Origin of the sequence: Bacillus sp. FJAT-27986 (assembly GCF_001685035.1) — a bacterium.
Classification (GTDB): Bacteria; Bacillota; Bacilli; order Bacillales; family Pradoshiaceae; genus Pradoshia.
This window is the reverse complement of sequence record NZ_MAYV01000001.1, coordinates 53998-75463: the sequence shown is the minus strand read 5'-3', so window position 1 is coordinate 75463 and position 21466 is coordinate 53998. Positions and strand designations below refer to the sequence as shown.

Genomic DNA, 21466 nt, shown 5'->3' with positions numbered 1-21466 from the left:
AATTTATGTAGCCAGACGACTATAATAGGAGGGATAGAATGGATACAACCTTGGATAAAGCTGCCATGATCAAAGAATATATCGTGGAAAATCGCCAGTCCTTTAGTGATATGTTATTATCTGAAGCAGTAAATGTCAGGCGGAAAATAGAAGAAATCTTACTGATTGGCAATATTGATTTGATAAATAACGCCCATAAACTGGTTATATACGTTCTTGACCAGGAGAAGAAAGAAGTTATTGATTTTGCTAAGCAAGAAGGCATAGCTTGGGCTACTCATTCCCTTACTTTGAATTTTAAATTGGAATGGGTACAGGCAATAAGAAGAACGATGTGGGCATTTATCAATCAATTTGTTCAACAATCAGAAGAATCTTTTAATATGGAAGATTTTTTTATTATGGAAAAACAAATTAACAATCAAATTGATAGTTTCTTGAATACTTTCTTTATCAGCTATTCGAATTATAAAGATATATTAATTGAAAAGCAGACTAAAATGGTTGAAAATTTATCCGTCCCGATTATACCGATCACACCGACGATTTGTATCTTACCACTAATCGGTGTATGGGATGATAATAGGTCCAAAATTATAGAAAAGAAAGCGTTACAGGCAGTTGGAGAACACCATATCCAAACCTTAATTATTGATTTATCCGGTATAGCTGAGATGGATCCTGATGTTATTGATCAACTAATGAAGTTAATTGAGGGTACTTCAATGATGGGGTGTGAATCCATTATCACAGGACTTCGCCCCGATATTGTACAGCAAATTATCCATATGGGGATTAATTTTGAAAACAAAGCTACTACAATGGGCAGTCTTCAACAAGCTATCAAAAGATTTCTTTAAAACTTTTAAGTAAAAGAAAAGTAGGCCCTGAAAATTCAGGACCTACTTTTTTTGAAATAGCTGGTTAAATAAATAATAATAAACTGATTGCCATTAACGCCATCCCTGCTATCAACCCATAAATGGCATGGTGACCTTCATCATACTTTTTAGCTGCAGGTAATAATTCATCCAACGAAATGAATACCATAATCCCCGCAACCGCCGAAAAGATAATTCCAAACAACATATCAGTTAAGAATGGCATTAACAGTAAGTAAGCTACTAGAGCACCGACTGGCTCTGCCAATCCGGAGAGAAATGAAAGTTTAAAGGCTTTTCGTTTGTCCCCGGTCGCAAAATAGATAGGCACGGCAACCGCTATCCCCTCGGGAATATTGTGAATAGCGATGGCGACTGCAATAGCAATTCCTAAGCCAGGATCCTGTATTGCTGATGTAAATGTAGCGATACCTTCCGGGAAATTGTGAATACCAATTGCCAAAGCGGTAAACACACCCATTTTCATAAGCTCATCACTATGAATTTCACTTCGCGGCTTATTCATGTCCTCCACTTTTTTTGGTTCATGAGGATTCCCTTGCTTTGGGATAAAACGGTCAATTAAGGCGATAAGTAAGATACCGCCAAAAAAACCAACCACAGTCATTGTATAGCCCTTTTCATAGCCTAAAGCACTGACAAGAGAATCTTTTGCCTTAACAAAAATTTCAACCATTGAAACATAAATCATGACGCCGGCAGAAAAGCCAAGGGAAACGGATAAAAATACTTTATTGGTACGAGATGTTAACAGAGCAATCAAGCTCCCGATTCCTGTTGCTAAACCAGCCATGAGTGTTAATGCAAAGGCAAATAAAATAGTTTGATCCATTATGAAAACCTCTCTAACCTTATAACTTAAACATAGTGTACCTTTTTGAATCAAGTAAAATCAAAATATAACTCTATAGATTATAATTCTATACTCTAATTAATATGTTCGTCAAAAGTATATTGTTCATAAAAAATTGAATCTTTAAAATAAATTAGGTATTATAAATTATTACTTCTATTTTGAAAAATATGGAGGATGAAACATTTGGATACTTCTAAAATTACATTAGCTAGTTATTCCGACGAATATATAGAAGGTATAAGAGATTATAAGCTACCCCCTGAACAATATCTATTTACATCATATCCGCTCGAAGCATTAGAACAAGTATATCAGGGTTGTGATAAGTTTCCAGTGTTGATTCTTAATAACGGAAAGGCAGTCGGCTTTTTCTGTTTATACAGTGGCAAAAGGGTGGCTGAAGTGACGACAAACCATAGAGCACTGTTATTAACCAGTTTTTCAGTTAATTATAAATACCAAAAGAGAGGGTTTGCCAAACAAGCATTATACTCCATCTCCAACTTTATCAAAAATCATTTTGAGGAAATTGATGAAGTTGTTCTGCTAGTGAATATGAAAAATATCCCTGCTCAATCTTTATACATAAACTGCGGCTTTAAGGATATGGGGGAGAGGAGAATGGGGAAAAGAGGAGAACAAATGGTTTTGCATTTGAAGATTTAAGGGGATAAGAAATGGAGGAGTTAAAATGGATTTTGTAGAATTAGAAACTAAGCGTTTACAATTAGTAAGATTAAATACCTCTCATCTAAACCAGTATTTTACGATCATGTCTAAACAAGAAGTAATGGAGTATTATGGGATGGAGCCTTTGACCAAAAAGGAAGATGCTGCTTTAATTTTTGCAACTCTGGATAGAGGGCTGGCACTTGGGCAATCCATAAGGTGGGGTATTACTTTAAAGGAATCTGGTCAGTTAATTGGTACAGTTGGCTTAAATAATCTTAGTTTAAAAAGCAAACGTGCCGAGATTGGGTATGAGATTCATCCGGATTTTTGGCGGTTAGGATATGCAACAGAAGCTATTATATCAGTAGTAAACTATTCCTTTCATCAACTTGATTTATTCCGGATAGGGGCTATTACGTATCCGGCTAATACTTCATCTAATCATTTGTTGCTGAAAATGGGTTTTACATTAGAAGGGACACTTCGAGGATATTTATATCAGAGAAATCAATCACATGATGCCTATGTATTTTCAATTACGAAACCGGAATGGAAACACTGATAAATACTCCGCTGTATTATTTTTCGGCGGTTGGACGTATACAGACATTAATAAAGCAAATAACGGAACTTATTGAAAAAGTCCCGTTATACTTCTAAGTTAATATCCTTATAACCCAAACATGATTTGTGTTATTTTCCGTTTCCTTTTTCGCCTGGATTTTATTGTATCAAGTGCAATCGGCTTAGAAATAGCGGGAGGTTTTTTTGTTCCGCTTAATTGGGTCTCAAGATGATCCATTCGAGTTGTTAGTTCATTTACGATTGACAGTAAATCCTCAAGTTCATTTCGATGTTGGAGTAGCTGGATGGACGCAACACCATCCGCTTTTTTATACAGTTTTAATTCAAGTTCATTAACTTTTAGTTTTAGTTTCTCTACCTCTTCGTTATTTGGATGAGAGAGCATTTGAACGGATTGAATTTGATCTTGATTATGATAGTGTTCCAATTGGCTGAATTCTTCCTTTGTAAAGATAAAGTGCCCTTTAGAATTTCTGGCAGGTTCAATAGATAGGTGTTTAACCCAACGTTTAACTGTACTCGATGAAACTCCTAAGATTTTAGCTACTTCGTTTGTATTCATTTTTAATACCACCTTTAGATTTTACTTCTTGCGTCGAAAACTCCACCATTTCTTTTCTGCTGGAACCATATCCTTTTCCTTTAAAGTCTGTTTATCTTGCTTATTTTTTTCTGTTTTGACTTTTCCTTTTTCCTTTGTTTTATTCTTTTTAACGTCTTTAAATTTCACTGTTTTTGGTTTTTCTATTTCTTTTGTAGGTGCCGCATCTCGGAAGCTCATGACCATTTGTTTAAAAGCTTCCTCTCGTTGACGGATATCATTTCGATACTGGTCTAATTCATTATTCATCGTTTCGAAATACTGCTCGCGATCCTGATACATGGCCTCTGTTACACTTTTAATTTCTTGTTGTGTTTCAGTTACGGACGCAGAGAGGTCTGCAAGTAAGTCACGATAACCATCTGCGGCCGCTTCGGATATCCGTTTGGAAAACGATTCAAAGGCTCCCTCTGAAGACCTCGCAATGGTGGTCGTTAGTGCTCCGAATGTTTCGGATGTACGCTCTGATGCTTTTGAAACATTTAGAGAAAGTTTTCGTAACTCTCCGTTTGTTTTTATATTGGATCGTTGAATCGTTTTCGATAGGCCTTTAATCGTATCAATTGAACCTTGTGAAATTTCTTTTTTTACCTCTTCAATCATAAGGTTCCGATTATTTCGTAACTCTGCTGACATTTCTTTCATTAAATTATTCTTATAATCATCCATGGCTACCAAGAAATCCTCCATCCTTGGTTCAGCTGGTTTTTCTACAACAGCCAAAGAGGTTCCGGAATCTTCAGAAGGGGGTTCTGAAACAGGCTGTTTTTCTTGAGTTAAATGTTTTTGTAGCATGTCCTTAATAATTTCCTTACTAAGATTTTTATCACGCATTTCCTTTATTCTTTTTAAAATTGAAATTTCAACTTCAGTATAAAAACGGGCTCCCTGTTTAGAACGCGGAATAATTAATACGCCATTTAAGTCCTTTTCCCATTGGCGGATTGTTCCTGCAGGTACATTTATTCTCCGTGAAACTTCTTTAATGGAATATGCTCGTAAGATTTGATTATCTTTCATAATTAACAATCCTTTCCCTTTGTCGTTTAGGTATATTTGTATCTTTCTAATACATGTATTCTTCACAGGCAATATACTTTTCCTGCTGCATGACAAAAGCTATCAAAACAAGTTGTATTTCTTCAGAGTCCTTGTTTTTATGTTCATTTCGGGAGGTTTACCTATCTAAAAACAGAGAATGCTGGGAAGGATTCATAATACGGACGAGGCATGGCAATTATATGCACGATAAAGGGGGAAACAGGATAGGTTGAAATATTTTGCGGTAGAAAAAAGTGAAGTTTGTAGCTTAACAGTAAAAAGGTGTAGGACAAAAAAAGCAAATAAAAAAACCCTCAGCAAGTACCTGAGGGCCAAACATTAAGAATGTTTTTTTACAAAGTTATAAACAGAATATCCTAGCATTGCCATTCCGATAAAGAAGACAAACCCGCCTAACAAAACTCCGTTGGAAATACTCTCAAGAACGGTTGTGTTGGAGTATACCTCAATACCATTTGGCTGTATGCTTCCGGAAACTTTAAAATGTCCTATAACAGCAAAAATAATGGAAAGTATAAATAACCCGTATGTTTTTAATTTCATTTGAACCCCACCCTTTGTAGGAATAGTAAAAAAATTTAAATTGTTACAATTATCGTAACAGATTGTGTATATTTTGTGAACAAATAATGCTTAATTATTTTTTTGTTAAGAGATCCTTAATTACGCAGGGCTGATTTCCAGGAATTAATTGTTTGTTGAGCATAAAATTTACGGAAGTAAAAAGGTGAAAAATGAATCATTTAGATTTTGTTATTAGCAATCGGTGCAGTGATGTATTTAGTTTGCGAAAGTAAAACCCAAAGAATCTTATATAGTAGCGAAAGTTGGCGTTGCTAATTTAGAGGGGATACTTCCTTTGAAAAGGTATTCAAATTAATGAAATCAAAAAAGATGTTCATGAGAAAAGGCCAGAGGGCATTTGGCCTCTGACCTGTTTTTTTCATGGGCTTTCAATTTATGCTAAGATGATTTACTGTCTTTCCAATTTGATAGTAGTAGTTGTTCCCATAGCTGATGCTTCATAGGAAATCACACCATCTTTATAAGTGAAATCTTTAGTGTCAGCACCAGATGCTAACAAGGCACTGTCAGTTTTTTCTTTATCATTTTTAGATGTCCATTCATATTCATTAGTGGATTTAGTTGGCGCTTCATATGTGCCAGACCAGTACAATGATTTTGTTTCCCCTTTATCACTGATCCAGTTGATTTCAATTGTGCCATCTGCAATAGTGGCTTCCTGCCAAGCTTCATCAGAATTGCTATTAATTTGAACCCATGTACCTGAAAGATCTAGTGGTTTAGCAGGTGTATATCCCTCCTGTTTACTACTAGATGAACCGCCACATGCAACTAACCCCGTGCACATTACAAGTGCAAGTATTATGAAAAAAAATTTCTTCATGTTTTTTTTCCTTTCTCACGTAAGATACCTATTTTTGTAATTACATTTTAATGAACATCAGGGAAGAAAGAAATAGTTTTATGCCTTTTGGTAATAAGTTACATTTTCTTGATGACTGCGCTAAGGCAAAGAGAATTCGAATACTTACGGATTAGGCCAAAGAAACTTCCGAATGTCCCTATTGCCAGAATGAATGTATAAATAAAACACAGGAAATGTTTAAATTTATCAGTTAACCACCATAACATTCCGCATTATCTAATAATATGACTGGAGGGGAATAGCTCTATTTGATTGATGAACCTCAGGAAATATAGATAGGATGCAATTATAAGAAGTTAATTGCAATCTTTATTTTTGTATAAATTCATCCTTAAATGAGGCTCTTTTGTTGATAAGCGGCATTAAACGTACTATAGAAAGAGGAATTACACAGTATTTGTTGAAATATAAAGAAGTAATCAGGCAATATATATATTATTTTTTAGAGTAATGTCTACAGTGGAAGCTACATGAGTATGAATCAAGGGGAGATATTCAATGGAATTAGCCGCTCCATTCGCGATGGGGAATACAGCAAATATATATCTTTGGGATAATAAGATTATCAAAGTATTTAAAGAGTATTTACCAGCGACGGAAGCAAGGTATGAAGCTAATAAGCAAAAGCTAGTTTTCTCTTTGGGACTTTCTGTTCCAGAAATAGTGGATGTGACAGTAATAGATGGAAAACAAGCAATCATAATGGAGTACATTAAGGGCAGAACATTTGGCAGTATCGTATCTGAAAACATGAGTAAGGCTGAATATTACATGAGTATGTCGATTGATATACAGCAGGAAATACATTCGGTTATTGCTGATTCTCTTGAACTCATGACAGATAAATTAATACGCCAAATTGAGCAGGCAGCAGTTTTAAAAAGAAAACATAAGGATATTTTGATACAAAAAATGAATGAAATGTCATATGAAAAGCGACTTTGCCATGGTGATTTCCATTTATTTAATTTAATCGATTCGGACAATAAAGTAACGATTATTGATTGGGTAGATAGCAGCTTAGGAGATATTCGTGCTGATGTATGTCGGACGTATCTTTTGTATTCAGAAGTTTCAATGGAGTTGGCCGAAATGTATTTGCATCTGTATTGCGTGAGAAGCGGGTTATCAGAAAAGGATGTTTTGCAGTGGATCCCAATTATTGCTGGAGCAAGACTAGCAGAGCATGTTTCCAAGGGAAAATCTAAACATCTACTGGAAATTGTTCATCAGCAATGTCCGCTATAGGAAGAGATTTATTAAGATAACCTTATGCGTTAGATGGATTTTAATTTACATAATATAATTATGGTTTTGTACTTATATAAAAGCAGACCGTTTAAAAATATAAAAAACTCATCTTAGAGGGTAAGAGAATGGAGGAACCAGTCGATGAGAAACTTTTTTATGGGGATGTTAATTTTCGTTTTACTTCTGATTACAGGTTGTTCAAATAATACAGGTAAAGAAAATGAAGCTAATGCTAATGAATTTCCTCCACATATGAAGGGAGAAGTAATAATTAATGGGATAGAGTATCAGCTGGAAAAAGGAAATTATAAATGGAAAAGGATTAACGGAGAAGAAGAAGAAGAAATGGTGGAAACAGATCACGCCTCTCCTTATCGGATGGCGGACAGCATAGAATCAATTAAGGTTAAATCTAATCAAAAAGCCACTATCCAAATTGACGATAACCCAGATATTAAAATTTATTTATGGAATGAAAAGGGCAGAGGACAAGAAATCGAACATAAAAATAAACAGTTTTATATTCCTGCAAGTAAAGGCCGTTATATATATGAAGTATTAGCTGAATGGAATGATGGAACGATATCTTATACATTTGTGTTAGATATTGAGTAGCATTAATAAGATTAATTAAAGGGTTTCTTTACTGAGTGAATCGCTCCCTGATATTAAATTTAAAATCTCTATTCCTTCATTATCTTAACCATTAAATGTATAATATATGAGGTATAATAGTAAAGTTGCTTCATTTATACATAGAAACTTGGAGAAACCTAGGGATTGTAACAAAAAGTATTGAAGTAAAAGCTTATTCGTATTACTATTTTTAAGTAGATATATAGTGGAAAGAGAGTGTTCATAATGGGACGTAAATGGAATAACATTAAAGAGAAAAAGGCTTCTAAGGATGCTAATACCAGTCGTATTTATGCCAAATTTGGACGTGAAATATACGTAGCTGCAAAACAGGGTGAACCAAGCCCCGAATCTAACCAAGCATTAAAAATGGTACTTGAACGTGCAAAAACATACAGTGTACCAAAAGCAATTATTGATCGTGCGATTGAGAAAGCTAAAGGCGGAGCAGAAGAAAACTATGATGAGCTTCGTTATGAAGGTTTTGGGCCAAATGGTTCCATGGTGATTGTGGATGCATTAACGAATAATGTTAATCGTACAGCTTCAGAAGTCCGTGCAGCGTTTGGTAAGAATGGCGGGAATATGGGTGTCAGCGGATCTGTTGCCTATATGTTTGATGCTACAGCAGTTTTTGGTATTGAAGGGAAAACATCTGATGAAGTGCTTGAATTGCTAATGGAAGCAGATATAGATGTTCGTGATATCCTGGAAGAAGATGAGGCGGTTATCATCTATGCAGAACCGCATCAATTCCATGCTGTTCAAGAAGCATTGAAAAATGTGGGAATTACAGAATTCACTGTGGCAGAGCTTACCATGCTTGCTCAAAATGATGTAACATTGGATCCAGATGCACAGGCGCAATTTGAAAAAATGATTGATGCAATTGAAGATTTAGAGGATGTTCAGCAAGTTTATCATAATGTTGATCTTGGTGAATAATTTTATTTAATGTCTCTCCGGGGTATTCCTTTGGAGAGACTTTTTGTTTAAAGAAGGGGGATACAAGGTAATAAAATGTTAAAACATTTATTACTGGAGGTTTATCATATGCCCTACAAATCTGTTAGTGAACTCCCAGATTCCGTAAAGGACTCGTTACCGCATCATGCTCAGGAAATATTTAAAGAAGCCTTTAATTCGGCAAGAGAAGAATATGATGAAGAAGAAACAGCTTTTAAAGTAGCCTGGAGTGCGGTGAAAAATAAATACAAGAAAAACGATGATGGCGAATGGGTAGAAAAAGAATAGGCTAATTTAAGAGGAATACTCCTTTCGATTATGGAGTATTCCTTGTTTTTTCATAAAGAATTTTTAAATCATAAAATTTAGGGTGATTTAATAAATGAAGATTATCTGATAAGAGAATTTCTTTTAGGGCATCTTCCTTTGAAATGGGGTAGCCAATGCTTTCTTGTTCAATCCATTGCCTTTGTTCAATAATCAGATAGCTGCCATCTTCCAAGCATGATATTCCTTTATGATAGGATAAGCCATCATTTAGTTGCTCCCAGTAATCTCGTTCAGTTTCTCCTTGAATGGATGCAAATAGTATATGTAATGGGTCATTTCCAAATACTTTAGCCATCTGACAATCTCCTTACATAACCGATTTAAGAATATGATGTCCGAATGATATTCAGCTATACGGCTAATTCCTAATTGTATAAATTTAGATAAATCCTCAAATAATGAAATCATAATTCAGAAGAAAAAATAAAAAATCGGCAAGCAATAGTAGCTTACCGATTTTGATTGATAAAGATATGCTTATAGGCTTCTTGCACCTAAGTATTTTGGTTTCCAATAGGATGATGTCATATCAGCCTGTACAACACCGCTGGAGCCAGCGTGGATGAATTTATTGTTTCCAACATAGATTCCCATATGAGAAGCACCGGAAGTATATGTTTCAAAGAATACAAAGTCACCTACAGAAGGTGTGTTTACTTTCTTCATAGTAGAGAAGTAAGTTGCTGTGTTAGTACGTGTAAAGCTTGGGCGTTCTTGTTTAACGATATAGTAAATGAACCCGCTGCAATCGAATCCTGATGGTGTTGTTCCACCCCATTTATAAGGAGTGCCAATTAAACTTTTTGCCGTAGCAACCATGCGCTCAGCTTCTGATTTTGTAACCGTACTGCCTGAAGTGGTACCAGTTGAAGTAGTTGATTTGCTTACAACCAATACTTGTCCAACATAAATGGTGTCGCTTTTTAAATTATTCCAAGATTTTAAGTTTGCAACAGTTGTATTATAGGTATTTGCAATTTTCCATAAAGAATCACCGGATTTTACTGTATATTTCTTTGTAGAAGTGCTTGCAGTCGTATTTTCACCAATATTAAGTGTTTGACCTATGTAAATAGTATCAGACGTTAGGTTGTTTTCCTTTTTGATTGCAGACACAGTAGTATTATATTTAACTGCTAATTTCCATAAAGAATCACCTTTAGAAACTGTGACGGTAGCAGCAGAAGCAGCACCAGCAAAAATAGAAGACGCCAGGACAGCGGTAGCAGTAATAGATAAAACTTTATTCTTCATGTTGACCCCCACTAAACTTAGTAAAATTTTAAAGTACTAGCCTAGTGTAGTAGATTCGACAAAAAATTACTAGGTATGTTTCCTAAATGTAACAAAACAGAAAGTTTATTGTAATAAAAGTGAGTTTTCTGTGTTTTGGATAAGTTTACTTAATTGTAAAATTTTTATATTCAGTAGCGACCTGAGTGTTAACCTCTACATGGTTTATTCGACTATATTTTGGGCCTATTCTAATTTTGCCAAGAAAATGATCCAATGCTTCTTCTGTTCCTTGTGCAACAATTTCTACATCACCATTTACTAAATTACGCACCCACCCATGTATATCATAATCTTTTGCTGTAAGCAGAGTAAAATAGCGAAATCCTACACCTTGAACAATCCCAGAGACAATTATGTGATATTGCTTCATTATTTATCCTCCTATTCTGATATATAGATAGAATCCCAATATCTTTAATCCCAAGCATCTCAAATATTTAGAATTTACATGAGTGTACAAGACTAGGTGCTTCAGCACTACTTGTTTTAAGAATTCATATTTCTATATTTTAATGGTACTTATTTTTTATTTAACTATCAACAATAGGATGACGTACTAACCAAAGCTCTAATGGAATTCCTTATATGGTAGAATATAGTAAATAAAATTTATAGGGAGTAGGAGAGTGTCGTGTTGAAATACATATATTTAGTTCGACATTGTGAGGCTACCGGACAGGGTTCTGAATGTGATTTAACAGAAAAAGGGAAAATACAGGCGAGGGAACTAGCTGATTTTTTTAACTCTATTTCAATAGAGCGTATAGTCTGCAGTCCATATAAAAGGGCAATTGAGTCTTCTGAAGCAATTGCTGAAGAAAAGAATATACAGCTCGAATATGATGATCGTTTAAAGGAACGGATCTTATCTGGACATGATTTACCTGATTGGAAAAATAGATTATACCAATCGTTTTTGGAACGTGATGTTAAATTAGCCGGAGGAGAATCCAGCAATGAGGCTGCTAAAAGAGGTTTTACTGTAATAAAGGAGGCATTGGATAGCGAGAATCTCAATATATTAATCGTAACACATGGTAACTTACTGACTTTAATCCTAAATCATCTGGATGAATCCTTTGGTTACGAAACTTGGTTGGGTCTGACTAATCCGGATGTGTATTGTTTAAAGATAGATGAGGATCAAAGCAATATCACAAGGGTGTGGAAGTAAGTCACTGATGACATCTCCGTTTTTGATTAGCAAGGTGAATAGGAGAGAATAAAATTTAGATTTCATGTCTTAGCATACATATTAATGGTTACTTTCCATGACTCGTTTAAATTTGTCGGAGGTTTATAAAATGAAAAAAAGAATCATTTTAACAGGTGGGGGATCAACTGGGCATGTTGCTGTCAATTTGGCGCTCATTCCCTATTTGATTGAAAGGGATTGGGAGATTTACTATATAGGATCTAAAGAGGGAATTGAAGTCTCTTTGATAAAGGAGTTTGATCGTGTCACTTATTTTCCAATATCCACAGGTAAACTTCGCAGATATATGGATATAAAAAATGTAAAAGACCCTTTTAATATTTTGAAAGGCTTTATGCAATCAAGAAAGATTATTAAGCGATTACAGCCGTCCATAATCTTTTCAAAAGGTGGCTTTGTTTCCGTTCCTGTCATTCTTGCTGCGGCGAGTAGAAAAGTACCGATCATTTCGCATGAGTCAGACATTACACCAGGGTTGGCCAATAAGCTATCATTGCCTTTTGTTCAAAAAATTTGTTATACCTTTCCGGAGGCTAAAAATCATATTCCTGCAGAAAAGTCTTTTTTCTTAGGGCCCATCGTAAGAGATGAACTGCGTCAGGGTGACCCATCGATTGGAATGAAAATATGCCAATTTAATACAAGGAAACCTGGATTATTGATCATGGGAGGCAGTCAGGGTTCTGAAGCAGTGAATAAGGCTGTGCGTAAGGACTTGGATCGATTGCTCAAAACCTTTAATGTCATTCATTTATGCGGAAAAGGAAAGGTAGATTCCACCCTACATCGTGATGGATATGCTCAGTTTGAATATATTAACCAAGGCTTGGCAGATATATTGGCTATGACAGCTGTGGCTGTTTCAAGGGCCGGTTCAAATTCTATTTTTGAATTTTTAAGTTTAAAAATTCCAATGGTCTTAATCCCGTTATCAAGGAAAGCCAGCAGAGGCGATCAAATCATGAATGCTGAATCATTTAAAAAGCAGGGTTTTGCCTATGTTATTGAAGAGGATGAGCTTTCGTTAAACACGTTAGCTGATAAGGTAGAAACTATATTTAAAAACAAACAGATGATTATCGATAAAATGAACAATTTTGAGGAAGAAGATGGACTGGAACGCTTGTATGAATTGATTGATACCTATAAAATTTAATGTTGAAATGATAAGTATTATTCTATATACGAAAAAAGCATTAAAACAGAACACTAAACAGGATTTGTAGCCAAAAAGTAGGAGTGTCGGAGCAATGAATCTTAAATGTTATACCCAATATGATGGACTTGGGTTAGCGAAGCTTGTAAAGGAAAAACAAGTATCCGCAATAGAATTAATAGAGGACGCATTTGAACAAATAAATGAACTAAATCCTAAAACAAATGCAGTTGTTCGAACTAGATTCGAAAAGGCAATGATGGAAACTGGAAAGTCTGAATCTATATACGGACCTTTTGCAGGAGTACCTATCTTATTAAAAGACTTATCACAATCTATTAAAGGCGAACCGATTACAGCGGGTTCAAAATTACATGTAAATCGGATTGCTAAACGGGATTCTAATTTTGTGAAAAAAATTCGTGAGGCAGGATTTGTCATTATTGGACAGACGAGTTCTCCGGAGTTTGGTCTGAAAAATATTACTGAGCCAGCTGTATATGGAGCGACACGTAATCCATGGAACCTGCAGCATTCATCGGGTGGATCAAGCGGCGGAGCATCAGCCAGTATAACTTCAGGTATGGTCCCAATTAGCGGTGCCAGTGATGGCGGCGGCTCTATTCGTATACCGGCATCATTCACTGGATTAGTAGGCTTGAAGCCAACAAGGGGAAGGACACCCGTTGGTCCAGGTGTGGGCCGCCAATGGCATGGAGCTGCGGTAGATTTTGCCTTAACCAAAACGGTTCGTGATAGTGCAGCTATGCTGGATGCCTTGCAAATCATTCAGCCGGATACTGCCTTTCAGGTACCTTTATATAATGGGAGCTATTTGAAGGAGCTTTCGAATCCATTGAAAGAAAGGTTTAAAATTGCTTTTTCCACAAAGTCTCCGGTGGGAACACCCGTTAGTGAAGAAGCTGTAGAAGCGGTACATAAGACAGTCAAATGGCTGGAACAGGCAGGGTTCACCGTTGAAGAATGTGATAATGGGGTAGATGGAATCCGCCTTATGGAAAATTACTATATTATGAATAGCGGAGAAATGGCAGCAGATATACTGTCCATTGAGGAAGCCATTGGACGGCCGATTACCGTTAATGATATAGAGATAGTCACATGGGTACTCAGAACTGCCGGGCAGAATGTATCAGCTGTTCAATTTACACGCAGTTTAGCTGAATGGGATACGGCAGCTGCACAAATGGCCAGGTTCAATGAGGATTATGATTTGTATTTGACGCCGGCAACAGCTTTCTCAGCTCCAAAGGTGGGCGAATTGACGCATACGGATGAACAGAGCTTGCAGTTATTGAAAGTAAATGAACTAAAACCCTCTGAACAGTTAGCAATGGTCTATGAAATGTTTAAACCAAGTTTAACGTATACGCCTTTTACACAGTTGGCGAACATCATCGGACAGCCTGCGATTAGCTTGCCTGTTCATATGACAGATTCTGGCTTACCCCTTGGAGTGCAATTGATGGCTCCAAAGGGAAGGGAAGATTGGCTTCTTAAAATAGGAGCGTTGTTAGAGCAATCCGATATATGGGTTGGACAGAAAGGGAATCCATATATTGGATGGTGATAAAAGTGATAGATCGACTAGAAGATGCGTGTAATTCAGTTGGTCAATTAGAACAGTCATTTCACTTGTTTAAATTTATGTGAATTCCTATATATCAAAAATATCTTCCGTTTACATTTTCAACATGATATATTAATAGTACGAAAATTTAAAACAATCATAAGTGCTCACTTTTGTGAGGTAAAAGGGAATCCAGTGTAAATCTGGAACAGCCCCCGCTACTGTAAGAGCTGATGAAATCACGTGACCACCTTTAAAAGAGGGAAGGTGTGAGAGTAAAGTGAAGCTCAGAGTCAGGAAACCTGCTTATGAATGTGTATTGCTTACTTTTCGGTGGGAAAAGGGATGGCGAACGTAGAGATGATTGTGTCTTTGCGCTGATTTTGACAGCGTTTTTTTGTCTGTGCATGAATCAAGCCTGTTTTCCTTAATCGGGAAGACAGGCTTTTTTATGTTTAATATTTCAGCGTAAATTCGCTAAATATAAATAAATTTTGAAAAAGGGAGAATAGTGAGATGAAAAAGATTGCAAGCTTATCACTTTTGGTGTTCTTATCCGTTTTTGCATTGTTTGCATGCGGAAATGATGAGACAGTAAACAACCAGGAAAAAGAAACAAACCAGGAAACAAGTGAGTATCCGAAAACCTTAACAGACGGTCGTGGGGAAGAGGTGACCCTTAAAGAAAAACCTTCAAGGATTGTTTCGACCACATTGGCTATTGATGAATATTTATTGCCTTTGGTTGATGAGGAGCGGATTGCCGCGGTAACGAAAATGTCTACAGACTCAGGGATTTCGAATGTAGCAGATCTAACAGATGGAATTGATACAAAAATTGAATCAGTCACATCTGAATTGGTGCTGTCACTTCAGCCTGATTTAGTGCTGATTCCTTCCTATGTAGATCCTGAGGTTCTTAAACAAATTGATGCTGCAGACATCACCACCTACCAACTTAAAGATGATTCCTCTATATCAGGTGTATTGGATGGTCTAATGGAGGTTGGTACCATTGTTGGCGAGGAAGATAAAGCAGAAGAAATCATAGCTGATGTCAAAAAGAGGATGTCAGATTTACAAACGAAAGCAAAAGCACAAACAGATAAAAAACGAGTGGTTTACTGGACACAGCAAAATTCTTCAGTTACTGAGAATACTACAATAGGAGAAATCATCACCTTAGCAGGCGGGATAAATGCCATTACAGAAGCGGGCATTACCGGTGAAGAGTATCCTGATTATCCAAATCTTTCAAAGGAAAAATTAGTTGAGATAAATCCAGATGTGATTATTACAAGCGATTGGCAGTATGACGGTTCAAAAGCAACATTCGTCGAGGAATGGCAAAAGGATCCGGCACTTAAAAATCTTAAAGCCTTTAAGAATAATGAAGTGCATGTGATAGATAGCGCAAATTTAACAACGGCTTCCCATTTTGTGATTGAGGGAGCAGAAGATATTTATCAAGTTTTATATGGAGAATAATATGGTTTGTAAACAGTCTAAACAGGTTCTTATTTTTGGAATCCTGATTTGTTCCTTGCTCGTATCGTTACTTTTAGCAACCATGTATGGCGGGGTCATCGTTCCATTTACGGAAACTGTGAAAGTATTACTCTCACTGCTTCCATTTATAGAGTTTGACTATAACCCAATGTATGAAACAATCCTTGTGCAGATTCGCCTGGGGCGGGTTGTTGTGGCTGGATTAGTCGGGGCAGCCTTGGCAATATCGGGAGTCGTGATGCAAAGTGTGTTTCGCAACCCGATGGCTGACCCCGGCATAATTGGTGTTTCATCAGGTGGAGCATTCGGAGGTGTACTGGCCATCTATTTTGGTTTGGCCGCGATCCATTCTCTTTTCGTCCCCTTAATGGGCTTTATCCTGGCTGCATTGACTTTGTTTGCAATTTATATGATTGCGACCAATCAAGGAAGGACCTCAGTACTGACATTGCTGCTGACGGGTATTGCGATTAGTTCTTTTTTATCAGCCTGTACCTCTCTGCTAATCTCTTTTTCGAATGGAGTGATGCAGCAGATTGTCCAATGGATGATGGGGAACTTAAACGGGCGTGATTGGAGTCATGTACAAATATTAACTGTTCCTGTTTTATTTTCGATTTGTGTCTTTTTGTACCATGCCAACGACTTAGATATCTTTCTGCTGGGTGAAGAGCAGGCCCAGAATATGGGGATTTCCGTTCAGCGCACCCGTAATCTATTGTTAATTACTGCTTCATTAGTAACTGGAATGAGTGTCTCATTAACGGGAGCCATCGGTTTTGTTGGTCTGATTGTCCCTCATATGATCCGTATGATCATTGGGCCCTCGCATCGAAATTTACTACTGGCTAGTGTCTTAGGGGGAGCGAGTTTCTTGATTCTTGCTGACTTAATATCCCGTTTGGCCATTAGGCCTGCTGAGATTCAAATCGGTATTATTACAGCTTTTTTTGGCGCTCCGTTTTTCCTTTATTTAATTTTAAAAAATAAAAAGAAGGGGGAAATCTGAGATGACAGCTATTTTGAATGCGGAGAAACTCAGCTTTAGCCGTGGCAAACAGGTGATTTTAAAAGCAATGGATATCTCTTTGGAAACTAACCAATTTACCTGCTTGATTGGTCCGAACGGTACCGGAAAATCTACTTTACTGCGCTTAATGGCAGGATTGCTAAAGCCACCTGCAGGGTCAATAGCCTTTAAGAATCATGCTCTCTCTGAGATGACTACTCTTGAAGTGGCCAAAGCAATCACCTATATGCCACAAAGCACGGTCCTTGACTATGAATTTACAGTGAGTCAGGTAGTACTTATGGGAAGGCATCCGCATCGGAAGAAATGGCAATTCTCACAAAAAGATGATAATCAATTGGCAGAGAAAGCGATGAAACAAACAGGAATTTATCATTTAAGAGACCGTTATATCACATCCCTTTCAGGAGGAGAACGTCAGCTTGTTTTCTTAGCTAAAGCCATCACTCAGAATTCTGAGGTTATTTTGTTGGATGAGCCAACTTCAGATCTGGATATTTATCATCAGGTCCAAATTGCCGAGGTCATCCGGGAGCTTGTAAAAGAGGGAAAGGCTGTCTTCGCGGCCATCCATGATATTAATTTAGCCACTCGCTATTGTGATCGACTCATACTTATGGGAAATGGAGAACTCGTTGCAGCAGGGGAACCCGAACAAGTCATTACGGATCTTAACTTGATGCGTATTTTTAAAACTCATACGTATACATACAATGATTCCTATTTTGGAAAAAGGCAGATGATTCCTTATGCCATAGATATAAAAGGGGAGGCATGAAGAATTCATGTGCGATGGCCTTCTATGTGAAGGCGTCGCGGAGTTACCATTATTTCATACTAAAACCTAAGTTTTAAATAAGGAGGAATGAACCTTGAAAAAAGACTGGCGCTACTCCAGTTATCCATTCATGAGAGAAAAAAGCTGTTTAGTTGATTATGAGATTCGCACTGATAGTTTAACCACAAGGCTTGGAGCTGTTTTCCCGTTATTGACTGAGAAAGAGCAAGCAGTCATTGATGACCTTCGTAAGGTTCAAGCGCTATGCTATCATGTGAACGGTTCTGTGCGCGGAAAATTGGCGATAACTGAAGCAGATTTACAGTGGTTGAGTGATAGATATGATTTTTATGTTGAGAAAACAGGGGAAAAGGTAAAACAATTCGTATTACCGCAAGGAAGCAACGCTGCATGCGCACTTCATGTCGTACGCAGTGAGGCCAAGAAATCCTATCGTGCCCTGCATAAAGTTAGTGAAGAGCGAGAAGTGCTAGACATCTTATTTGATTTCCTAGGATTGCTCGCAAATGTTTGTTTTGTGATGGCTGTTTATGTAAATCAGGTGAACGGCATACAGGAAATTCCTTTTGTCAGTAAATCATATGCTGTGAAAAAGAAATGAATGTTTAAGCCTACATCTAAAATAATAGAGTTAGATAGATCTTGTTATCCATTTTTAATGAAGAGAGAATGTATGATTTGATAAAAAGAAAAGCACGATTCTTTCATAACCAAAGAAAGAATCGTGCTTTTTTATGGATGAAAAGAGGACACATTAGTAGGGAATGTAATTCTAGCCATGTTACGATTAAGTTATATTAAAAAGAAACAAGCAGAAGTAAAATTTGAGTTTAATTAAACCGGAAACTAAATACTTTAGGAGTGTTGCCACCGTGCTGGATAAATTTAAACAGAAATTTAACGAAATAAGTAAAAATGGAGTGACCGTTCCTATTAAGCCAGTAATGTTAGAACAACTAATAAAAAGACAGTCTGGCCAAAAAGATATAAAAGTAGAAATAACAACAGGCCACTTGAATATTCGCGGTACAACAGATAAAAATATTTCATATATGATAAGTCTGAAACCTATTCATATGGAAAAAAGAATGATTATTTTTGAAATTGAGAGTTTGAATCCTACTGATATGAATAAAGATGAAATTAAAATACTTAACAGTCCGCCATTTTCAGATTCTACAAATCAGACGGTTAAAATGGATTTTAATTCCTGGGATATCGTGAAAAAGATACCTGTTGGAAAAATTAAATCGTATGAGATGAATGATGGGACAATCAAGTTAACATTATCATTATAAGAAGAGCGAGGATTTCCGTAAAAGTACGGAAATCCTTTTTTTTTGGACCAAAAAGATTATACGCAGCAGCTATTATAAACAGAGATACTCAAAATCATTCATATACTTCGCACTGGTTATGAGGTAGAACAAGTTTTGTGTATTTGCCCGTTTTTATGTTACTTTACGACTAAAATAATTAATAAGTATTCGTAAATCAAAATGTGTAATTAGATTATATTTAAAAATAGAATTATTGGCTGTGGAAAGTGGAGAGTGAAAAAAGGAAAATGCCAGAAACCAACTATTACTGTAAGTTAAAAATATAATATGAATATGGAAATTCAGTTGATAAAAACGTTATGGAATTATTTTGAAGTTCAAATTATTAATTTATATTAAATTTTCAAAATATTTTGCTATTTTTATTTTAGGTGTGTTAATATATCTAAATACTAATATCTCCAATAAAGGAAGGATGCAGAAAAAAGAAAACATAACACCTTTATTTTTCAGAATATTTAATTAACTACTAAGGGGCGATGGGGATGAAGAGAAAAGAATATATTATTGATCGAATGTATAAGGCATCTACGGGAATCGCAAATGCCGTTTTAGTAACATTAGGAATCGGTCTATTATTCGAATCAATTGGGGGTTACTTTGATTGGCAAATATTCCTTACTATTGGAGGAGCGGCAAAGGTCTTGCTTGCGCCTGCTCTTGGTGCAGGGATTGCCTATCAGCTTGGAGGTAACTCATTAGTACAATTTAGTGCAATGGCATGTGCCTCTGTTGGTGGAGCCGCTATTCAAAAAACAGCAGAAGGTGCTTTTACGATTGTCACTGGACAACCTATATCAGCTGTATTGGCTGCACTCATCGCTACATATATAGGCAAGAGGATGGTTGGTAAAACAAAATTGGACATTATGGCAATTCCGATTACAGCTATTTTTATTGGTGGGATTTCCGGAGTTGGATTAGCAGCGGTGACAACACCATTACTAACAAGGATAAGTGCACAAATTACAGCTTCTGTAGAAGGCTCACCTTTAATTGGATCGATTGTCTTATCCTTAATATTTAGTCTTTTATTAATGACCCCAGCTTCATCAGCTGCGCTTGCGATTGCTCTGCAGTTGGACCCAGTATCAAGTGCAGCAGCCTTGATTGGCTGTACGGTACAATTTGTAGCCTTTACAGCAATGAGCTATAAAGATAATGATTTAGGTGGCTTTCTTGCACAATCAATCGTGACACCAAAGGTACAGTTTCCAAATTTGATAAAAAACCCAATCTACATTATACCTGCGTTTACGGCTGCCGCAATTGCTGCGCCAATAGCTACGATGGTCTTTGATTTTAAAGTACCGTATGAACTAGGCGGGATGGGGCTAAGCTCGTTGATTGCACCGATAAATATCTTAGCTAATCAAGGGATGGGCATATTCCTCAACTATGTAGGAATAGGGATGGTGCTTCCTGTTATGATTGCTCTTGCGATTCACCGCCTCCTAAAAATGGCTGGAAAGGTTAAAGCAGGTGATCTTCATCTTGAAGTTCAATAGTTGTCTGCTTTGTCTCTTTTGAAATATTGACTCAGATAGGGGTTTAGGTAAATCATACGAAGAAGAGAATCTATTTTGATAGAATGTGTTAAAAATGAACCTAAACAATGATGAATAGAGAAAGTTAGTTCTATTTTCATTTTATTGAACATATAAAAATTTTACGTGGTGGGTAGATGGTTTCTGTATGATGCAGAGACCATCTTTCTTCGTGTACAGAATGATGGCTTAGTTGCTTGTTGATTTAAAATATAAAGTACTTCAGTTTACTTAAGTACAAAGAATGTTTCAGGTGGGCCATGAGTTTAAGAATATGGCTAGAATATTTCACGATTATTCTTTGGGGGATAATATGTCTTCGTAATCAATAATCAGATTATTGTTGGGGTGAAAAATATCTCCATTATGTAAGAGAATTCTGCAATATAGTAGCAGATACATATAATTAATGACATTTGTATGTTGATGGGCAACTTTCCTTCTGTCAAAGAGGACTTATTCAAGAATTACGGATCTTTTTGGTAAGGGAAAATGATTCAACTGCCTGAAAATCTTCTTTCGTGTATTTTATATGAAGGTATAGGTATAAAGTCCATATTTCTGAATCATATTCTTCTAAAAATAGGAAAACGTAAACTGTTCTTCAGAAAGCTAGTTTACTAGAATGGAAGGGTGTAATTATGAAAACGATTACATATATGAATTTATGC

At 36.4% G+C, this 21466-nt stretch carries 24 protein-coding genes and 1 riboswitch; of the genes, 16 read left to right on the top strand and 8 right to left on the bottom strand.

The window, feature by feature from the left end; all coding sequences use genetic code 11:
• Positions 1-38: 38 nt before the first annotated feature.
• Positions 39-860: an STAS domain-containing protein gene (locus A8L44_RS00305; RefSeq protein WP_066099869.1), complete on the top strand. Its 822-nt coding sequence runs from the start codon at positions 39-41 to the stop codon at positions 858-860.
• Positions 861-924: 64 nt separating this feature from the next.
• On the opposite strand, the gene zupT is transcribed toward A8L44_RS00305, so the two are convergent.
• A complete protein-coding gene (gene zupT, locus A8L44_RS00300) occupies positions 925-1734 on the bottom strand; it encodes a zinc transporter ZupT (protein WP_066099864.1) in 810 nt (269 codons plus the stop codon).
• A 207-nt stretch (positions 1735-1941) separates the two neighbouring features.
• Between zupT and A8L44_RS00295 the strand changes: the two genes are divergently transcribed.
• Both A8L44_RS00295 and A8L44_RS00290 read left to right on the top strand, forming a co-directional pair.
• On the top strand, positions 1942-2424 hold the full coding sequence (locus A8L44_RS00295; protein ID WP_175354207.1) for a GNAT family N-acetyltransferase: 483 nt from the start codon (positions 1942-1944) through the stop codon (positions 2422-2424).
• A 25-nt stretch (positions 2425-2449) separates the two neighbouring features.
• Positions 2450-2992 (top strand): GNAT family N-acetyltransferase, encoded by a 543-nt coding sequence (locus A8L44_RS00290; protein WP_066099858.1) that lies wholly within the window; start codon positions 2450-2452, stop codon positions 2990-2992.
• Between the two features lie 108 nt (positions 2993-3100).
• On the opposite strand, the gene A8L44_RS00285 is transcribed toward A8L44_RS00290, so the two are convergent.
• The 4 genes from A8L44_RS00285 to A8L44_RS00270 all read right to left on the bottom strand — a co-directional run bounded on the left by A8L44_RS00285 (position 3101) and on the right by A8L44_RS00270 (position 6086).
• Positions 3101-3577: a MerR family transcriptional regulator gene (locus A8L44_RS00285; protein ID WP_066099855.1), complete on the bottom strand. Its 477-nt coding sequence runs from the start codon at positions 3575-3577 to the stop codon at positions 3101-3103.
• 21 nt (positions 3578-3598) lie between these two features.
• Positions 3599-4636, bottom strand: coding sequence for a MerR family transcriptional regulator (locus A8L44_RS00280; protein WP_066099853.1), 1038 nt, complete (start codon positions 4634-4636; stop codon positions 3599-3601).
• A 360-nt stretch (positions 4637-4996) separates the two neighbouring features.
• A complete protein-coding gene (locus A8L44_RS00275; protein ID WP_066099851.1) occupies positions 4997-5221 on the bottom strand; it encodes a hypothetical protein in 225 nt (74 codons plus the stop codon).
• 430 nt (positions 5222-5651) lie between these two features.
• The gene (locus tag A8L44_RS00270) at positions 5652-6086 is read right to left on the bottom strand and encodes an LptM family lipoprotein (protein ID WP_066099846.1); all 435 of its coding nucleotides are present in this window, start codon (positions 6084-6086) and stop codon (positions 5652-5654) included.
• Positions 6087-6626: 540 nt separating this feature from the next.
• On the opposite strand from A8L44_RS00270, the gene A8L44_RS00265 reads away from it, so the two are divergent.
• The 4 genes from A8L44_RS00265 (at position 6627) to A8L44_RS00250 (ending at position 9269) form a co-directional block, all read left to right on the top strand.
• Positions 6627-7376 (top strand): aminoglycoside phosphotransferase family protein, encoded by a 750-nt coding sequence (locus A8L44_RS00265; RefSeq protein ID WP_066099840.1) that lies wholly within the window; start codon positions 6627-6629, stop codon positions 7374-7376.
• Positions 7377-7520: 144 nt separating this feature from the next.
• Positions 7521-7994, top strand: a complete 474-nt coding sequence (locus A8L44_RS00260; protein WP_066099837.1) for a hypothetical protein — start codon at positions 7521-7523, stop codon at positions 7992-7994.
• A gap of 246 nt (positions 7995-8240) precedes the next feature.
• On the top strand, positions 8241-8960 hold the full coding sequence (locus A8L44_RS00255; RefSeq protein WP_066099835.1) for a YebC/PmpR family DNA-binding transcriptional regulator: 720 nt from the start codon (positions 8241-8243) through the stop codon (positions 8958-8960).
• Between the two features lie 108 nt (positions 8961-9068).
• Positions 9069-9269, top strand: a complete 201-nt coding sequence (locus A8L44_RS00250; RefSeq protein WP_066102205.1) for a ChaB family protein — start codon at positions 9069-9071, stop codon at positions 9267-9269.
• Between the two features lie 28 nt (positions 9270-9297).
• On the opposite strand, the gene A8L44_RS00245 is transcribed toward A8L44_RS00250, so the two are convergent.
• The 3 genes from A8L44_RS00245 to A8L44_RS00235 all read right to left on the bottom strand — a co-directional run bounded on the left by A8L44_RS00245 (position 9298) and on the right by A8L44_RS00235 (position 10977).
• A complete protein-coding gene (locus tag A8L44_RS00245) occupies positions 9298-9606 on the bottom strand; it encodes a hypothetical protein (RefSeq protein WP_066099832.1) in 309 nt (102 codons plus the stop codon).
• 182 nt (positions 9607-9788) lie between these two features.
• The gene (locus tag A8L44_RS00240) at positions 9789-10565 is read right to left on the bottom strand and encodes a C40 family peptidase (RefSeq protein ID WP_066099829.1); all 777 of its coding nucleotides are present in this window, start codon (positions 10563-10565) and stop codon (positions 9789-9791) included.
• Between the two features lie 145 nt (positions 10566-10710).
• Complete coding sequence (locus A8L44_RS00235; protein ID WP_066099827.1) at positions 10711-10977, bottom strand: acylphosphatase; 267 nt, start codon at positions 10975-10977, stop codon at positions 10711-10713.
• 261 nt (positions 10978-11238) lie between these two features.
• Here A8L44_RS00235 and A8L44_RS00230 point away from each other — a divergent pair, with 261 nt between their 5' ends.
• The 9 genes from A8L44_RS00230 (at position 11239) to A8L44_RS00190 (ending at position 20756) form a co-directional block, all read left to right on the top strand.
• Positions 11239-11781 carry a histidine phosphatase family protein gene (locus A8L44_RS00230; RefSeq protein ID WP_254654674.1) on the top strand — a complete coding sequence of 181 codons (543 nt, stop codon included), beginning with the start codon at positions 11239-11241 and terminating at the stop codon, positions 11779-11781.
• A 130-nt stretch (positions 11782-11911) separates the two neighbouring features.
• Entirely contained in the window at positions 11912-12979 is a 1068-nt protein-coding gene (locus A8L44_RS00225; RefSeq protein ID WP_066099816.1) for an undecaprenyldiphospho-muramoylpentapeptide beta-N-acetylglucosaminyltransferase, read from the top strand.
• Between the two features lie 94 nt (positions 12980-13073).
• Positions 13074-14570, top strand: a complete 1497-nt coding sequence (locus A8L44_RS00220; protein WP_066099812.1) for an amidase — start codon at positions 13074-13076, stop codon at positions 14568-14570.
• Positions 14571-14714: 144 nt separating this feature from the next.
• Positions 14715-14894, top strand: a riboswitch (cobalamin riboswitch).
• Positions 14895-15086: 192 nt separating this feature from the next.
• On the top strand, positions 15087-16058 hold the full coding sequence (locus tag A8L44_RS00215) for an ABC transporter substrate-binding protein (protein WP_066099809.1): 972 nt from the start codon (positions 15087-15089) through the stop codon (positions 16056-16058).
• Between the two features lies 1 nt (position 16059).
• Positions 16060-17088: a FecCD family ABC transporter permease gene (locus tag A8L44_RS00210; protein WP_175354206.1), complete on the top strand. Its 1029-nt coding sequence runs from the start codon at positions 16060-16062 to the stop codon at positions 17086-17088.
• Between the two features lies 1 nt (position 17089).
• The gene (locus A8L44_RS00205) at positions 17090-17887 is read left to right on the top strand and encodes an ABC transporter ATP-binding protein (protein ID WP_066099802.1); all 798 of its coding nucleotides are present in this window, start codon (positions 17090-17092) and stop codon (positions 17885-17887) included.
• Between the two features lie 94 nt (positions 17888-17981).
• On the top strand, positions 17982-18509 hold the full coding sequence (locus A8L44_RS00200; protein WP_066099799.1) for a hypothetical protein: 528 nt from the start codon (positions 17982-17984) through the stop codon (positions 18507-18509).
• A gap of 271 nt (positions 18510-18780) precedes the next feature.
• Positions 18781-19206 (top strand): hypothetical protein, encoded by a 426-nt coding sequence (locus A8L44_RS00195; RefSeq protein ID WP_066099796.1) that lies wholly within the window; start codon positions 18781-18783, stop codon positions 19204-19206.
• A gap of 521 nt (positions 19207-19727) precedes the next feature.
• Entirely contained in the window at positions 19728-20756 is a 1029-nt protein-coding gene (locus A8L44_RS00190; RefSeq protein WP_066099792.1) for a PTS transporter subunit IIC, read from the top strand.
• Positions 20757-21466: the final 710 nt, after the last annotated feature.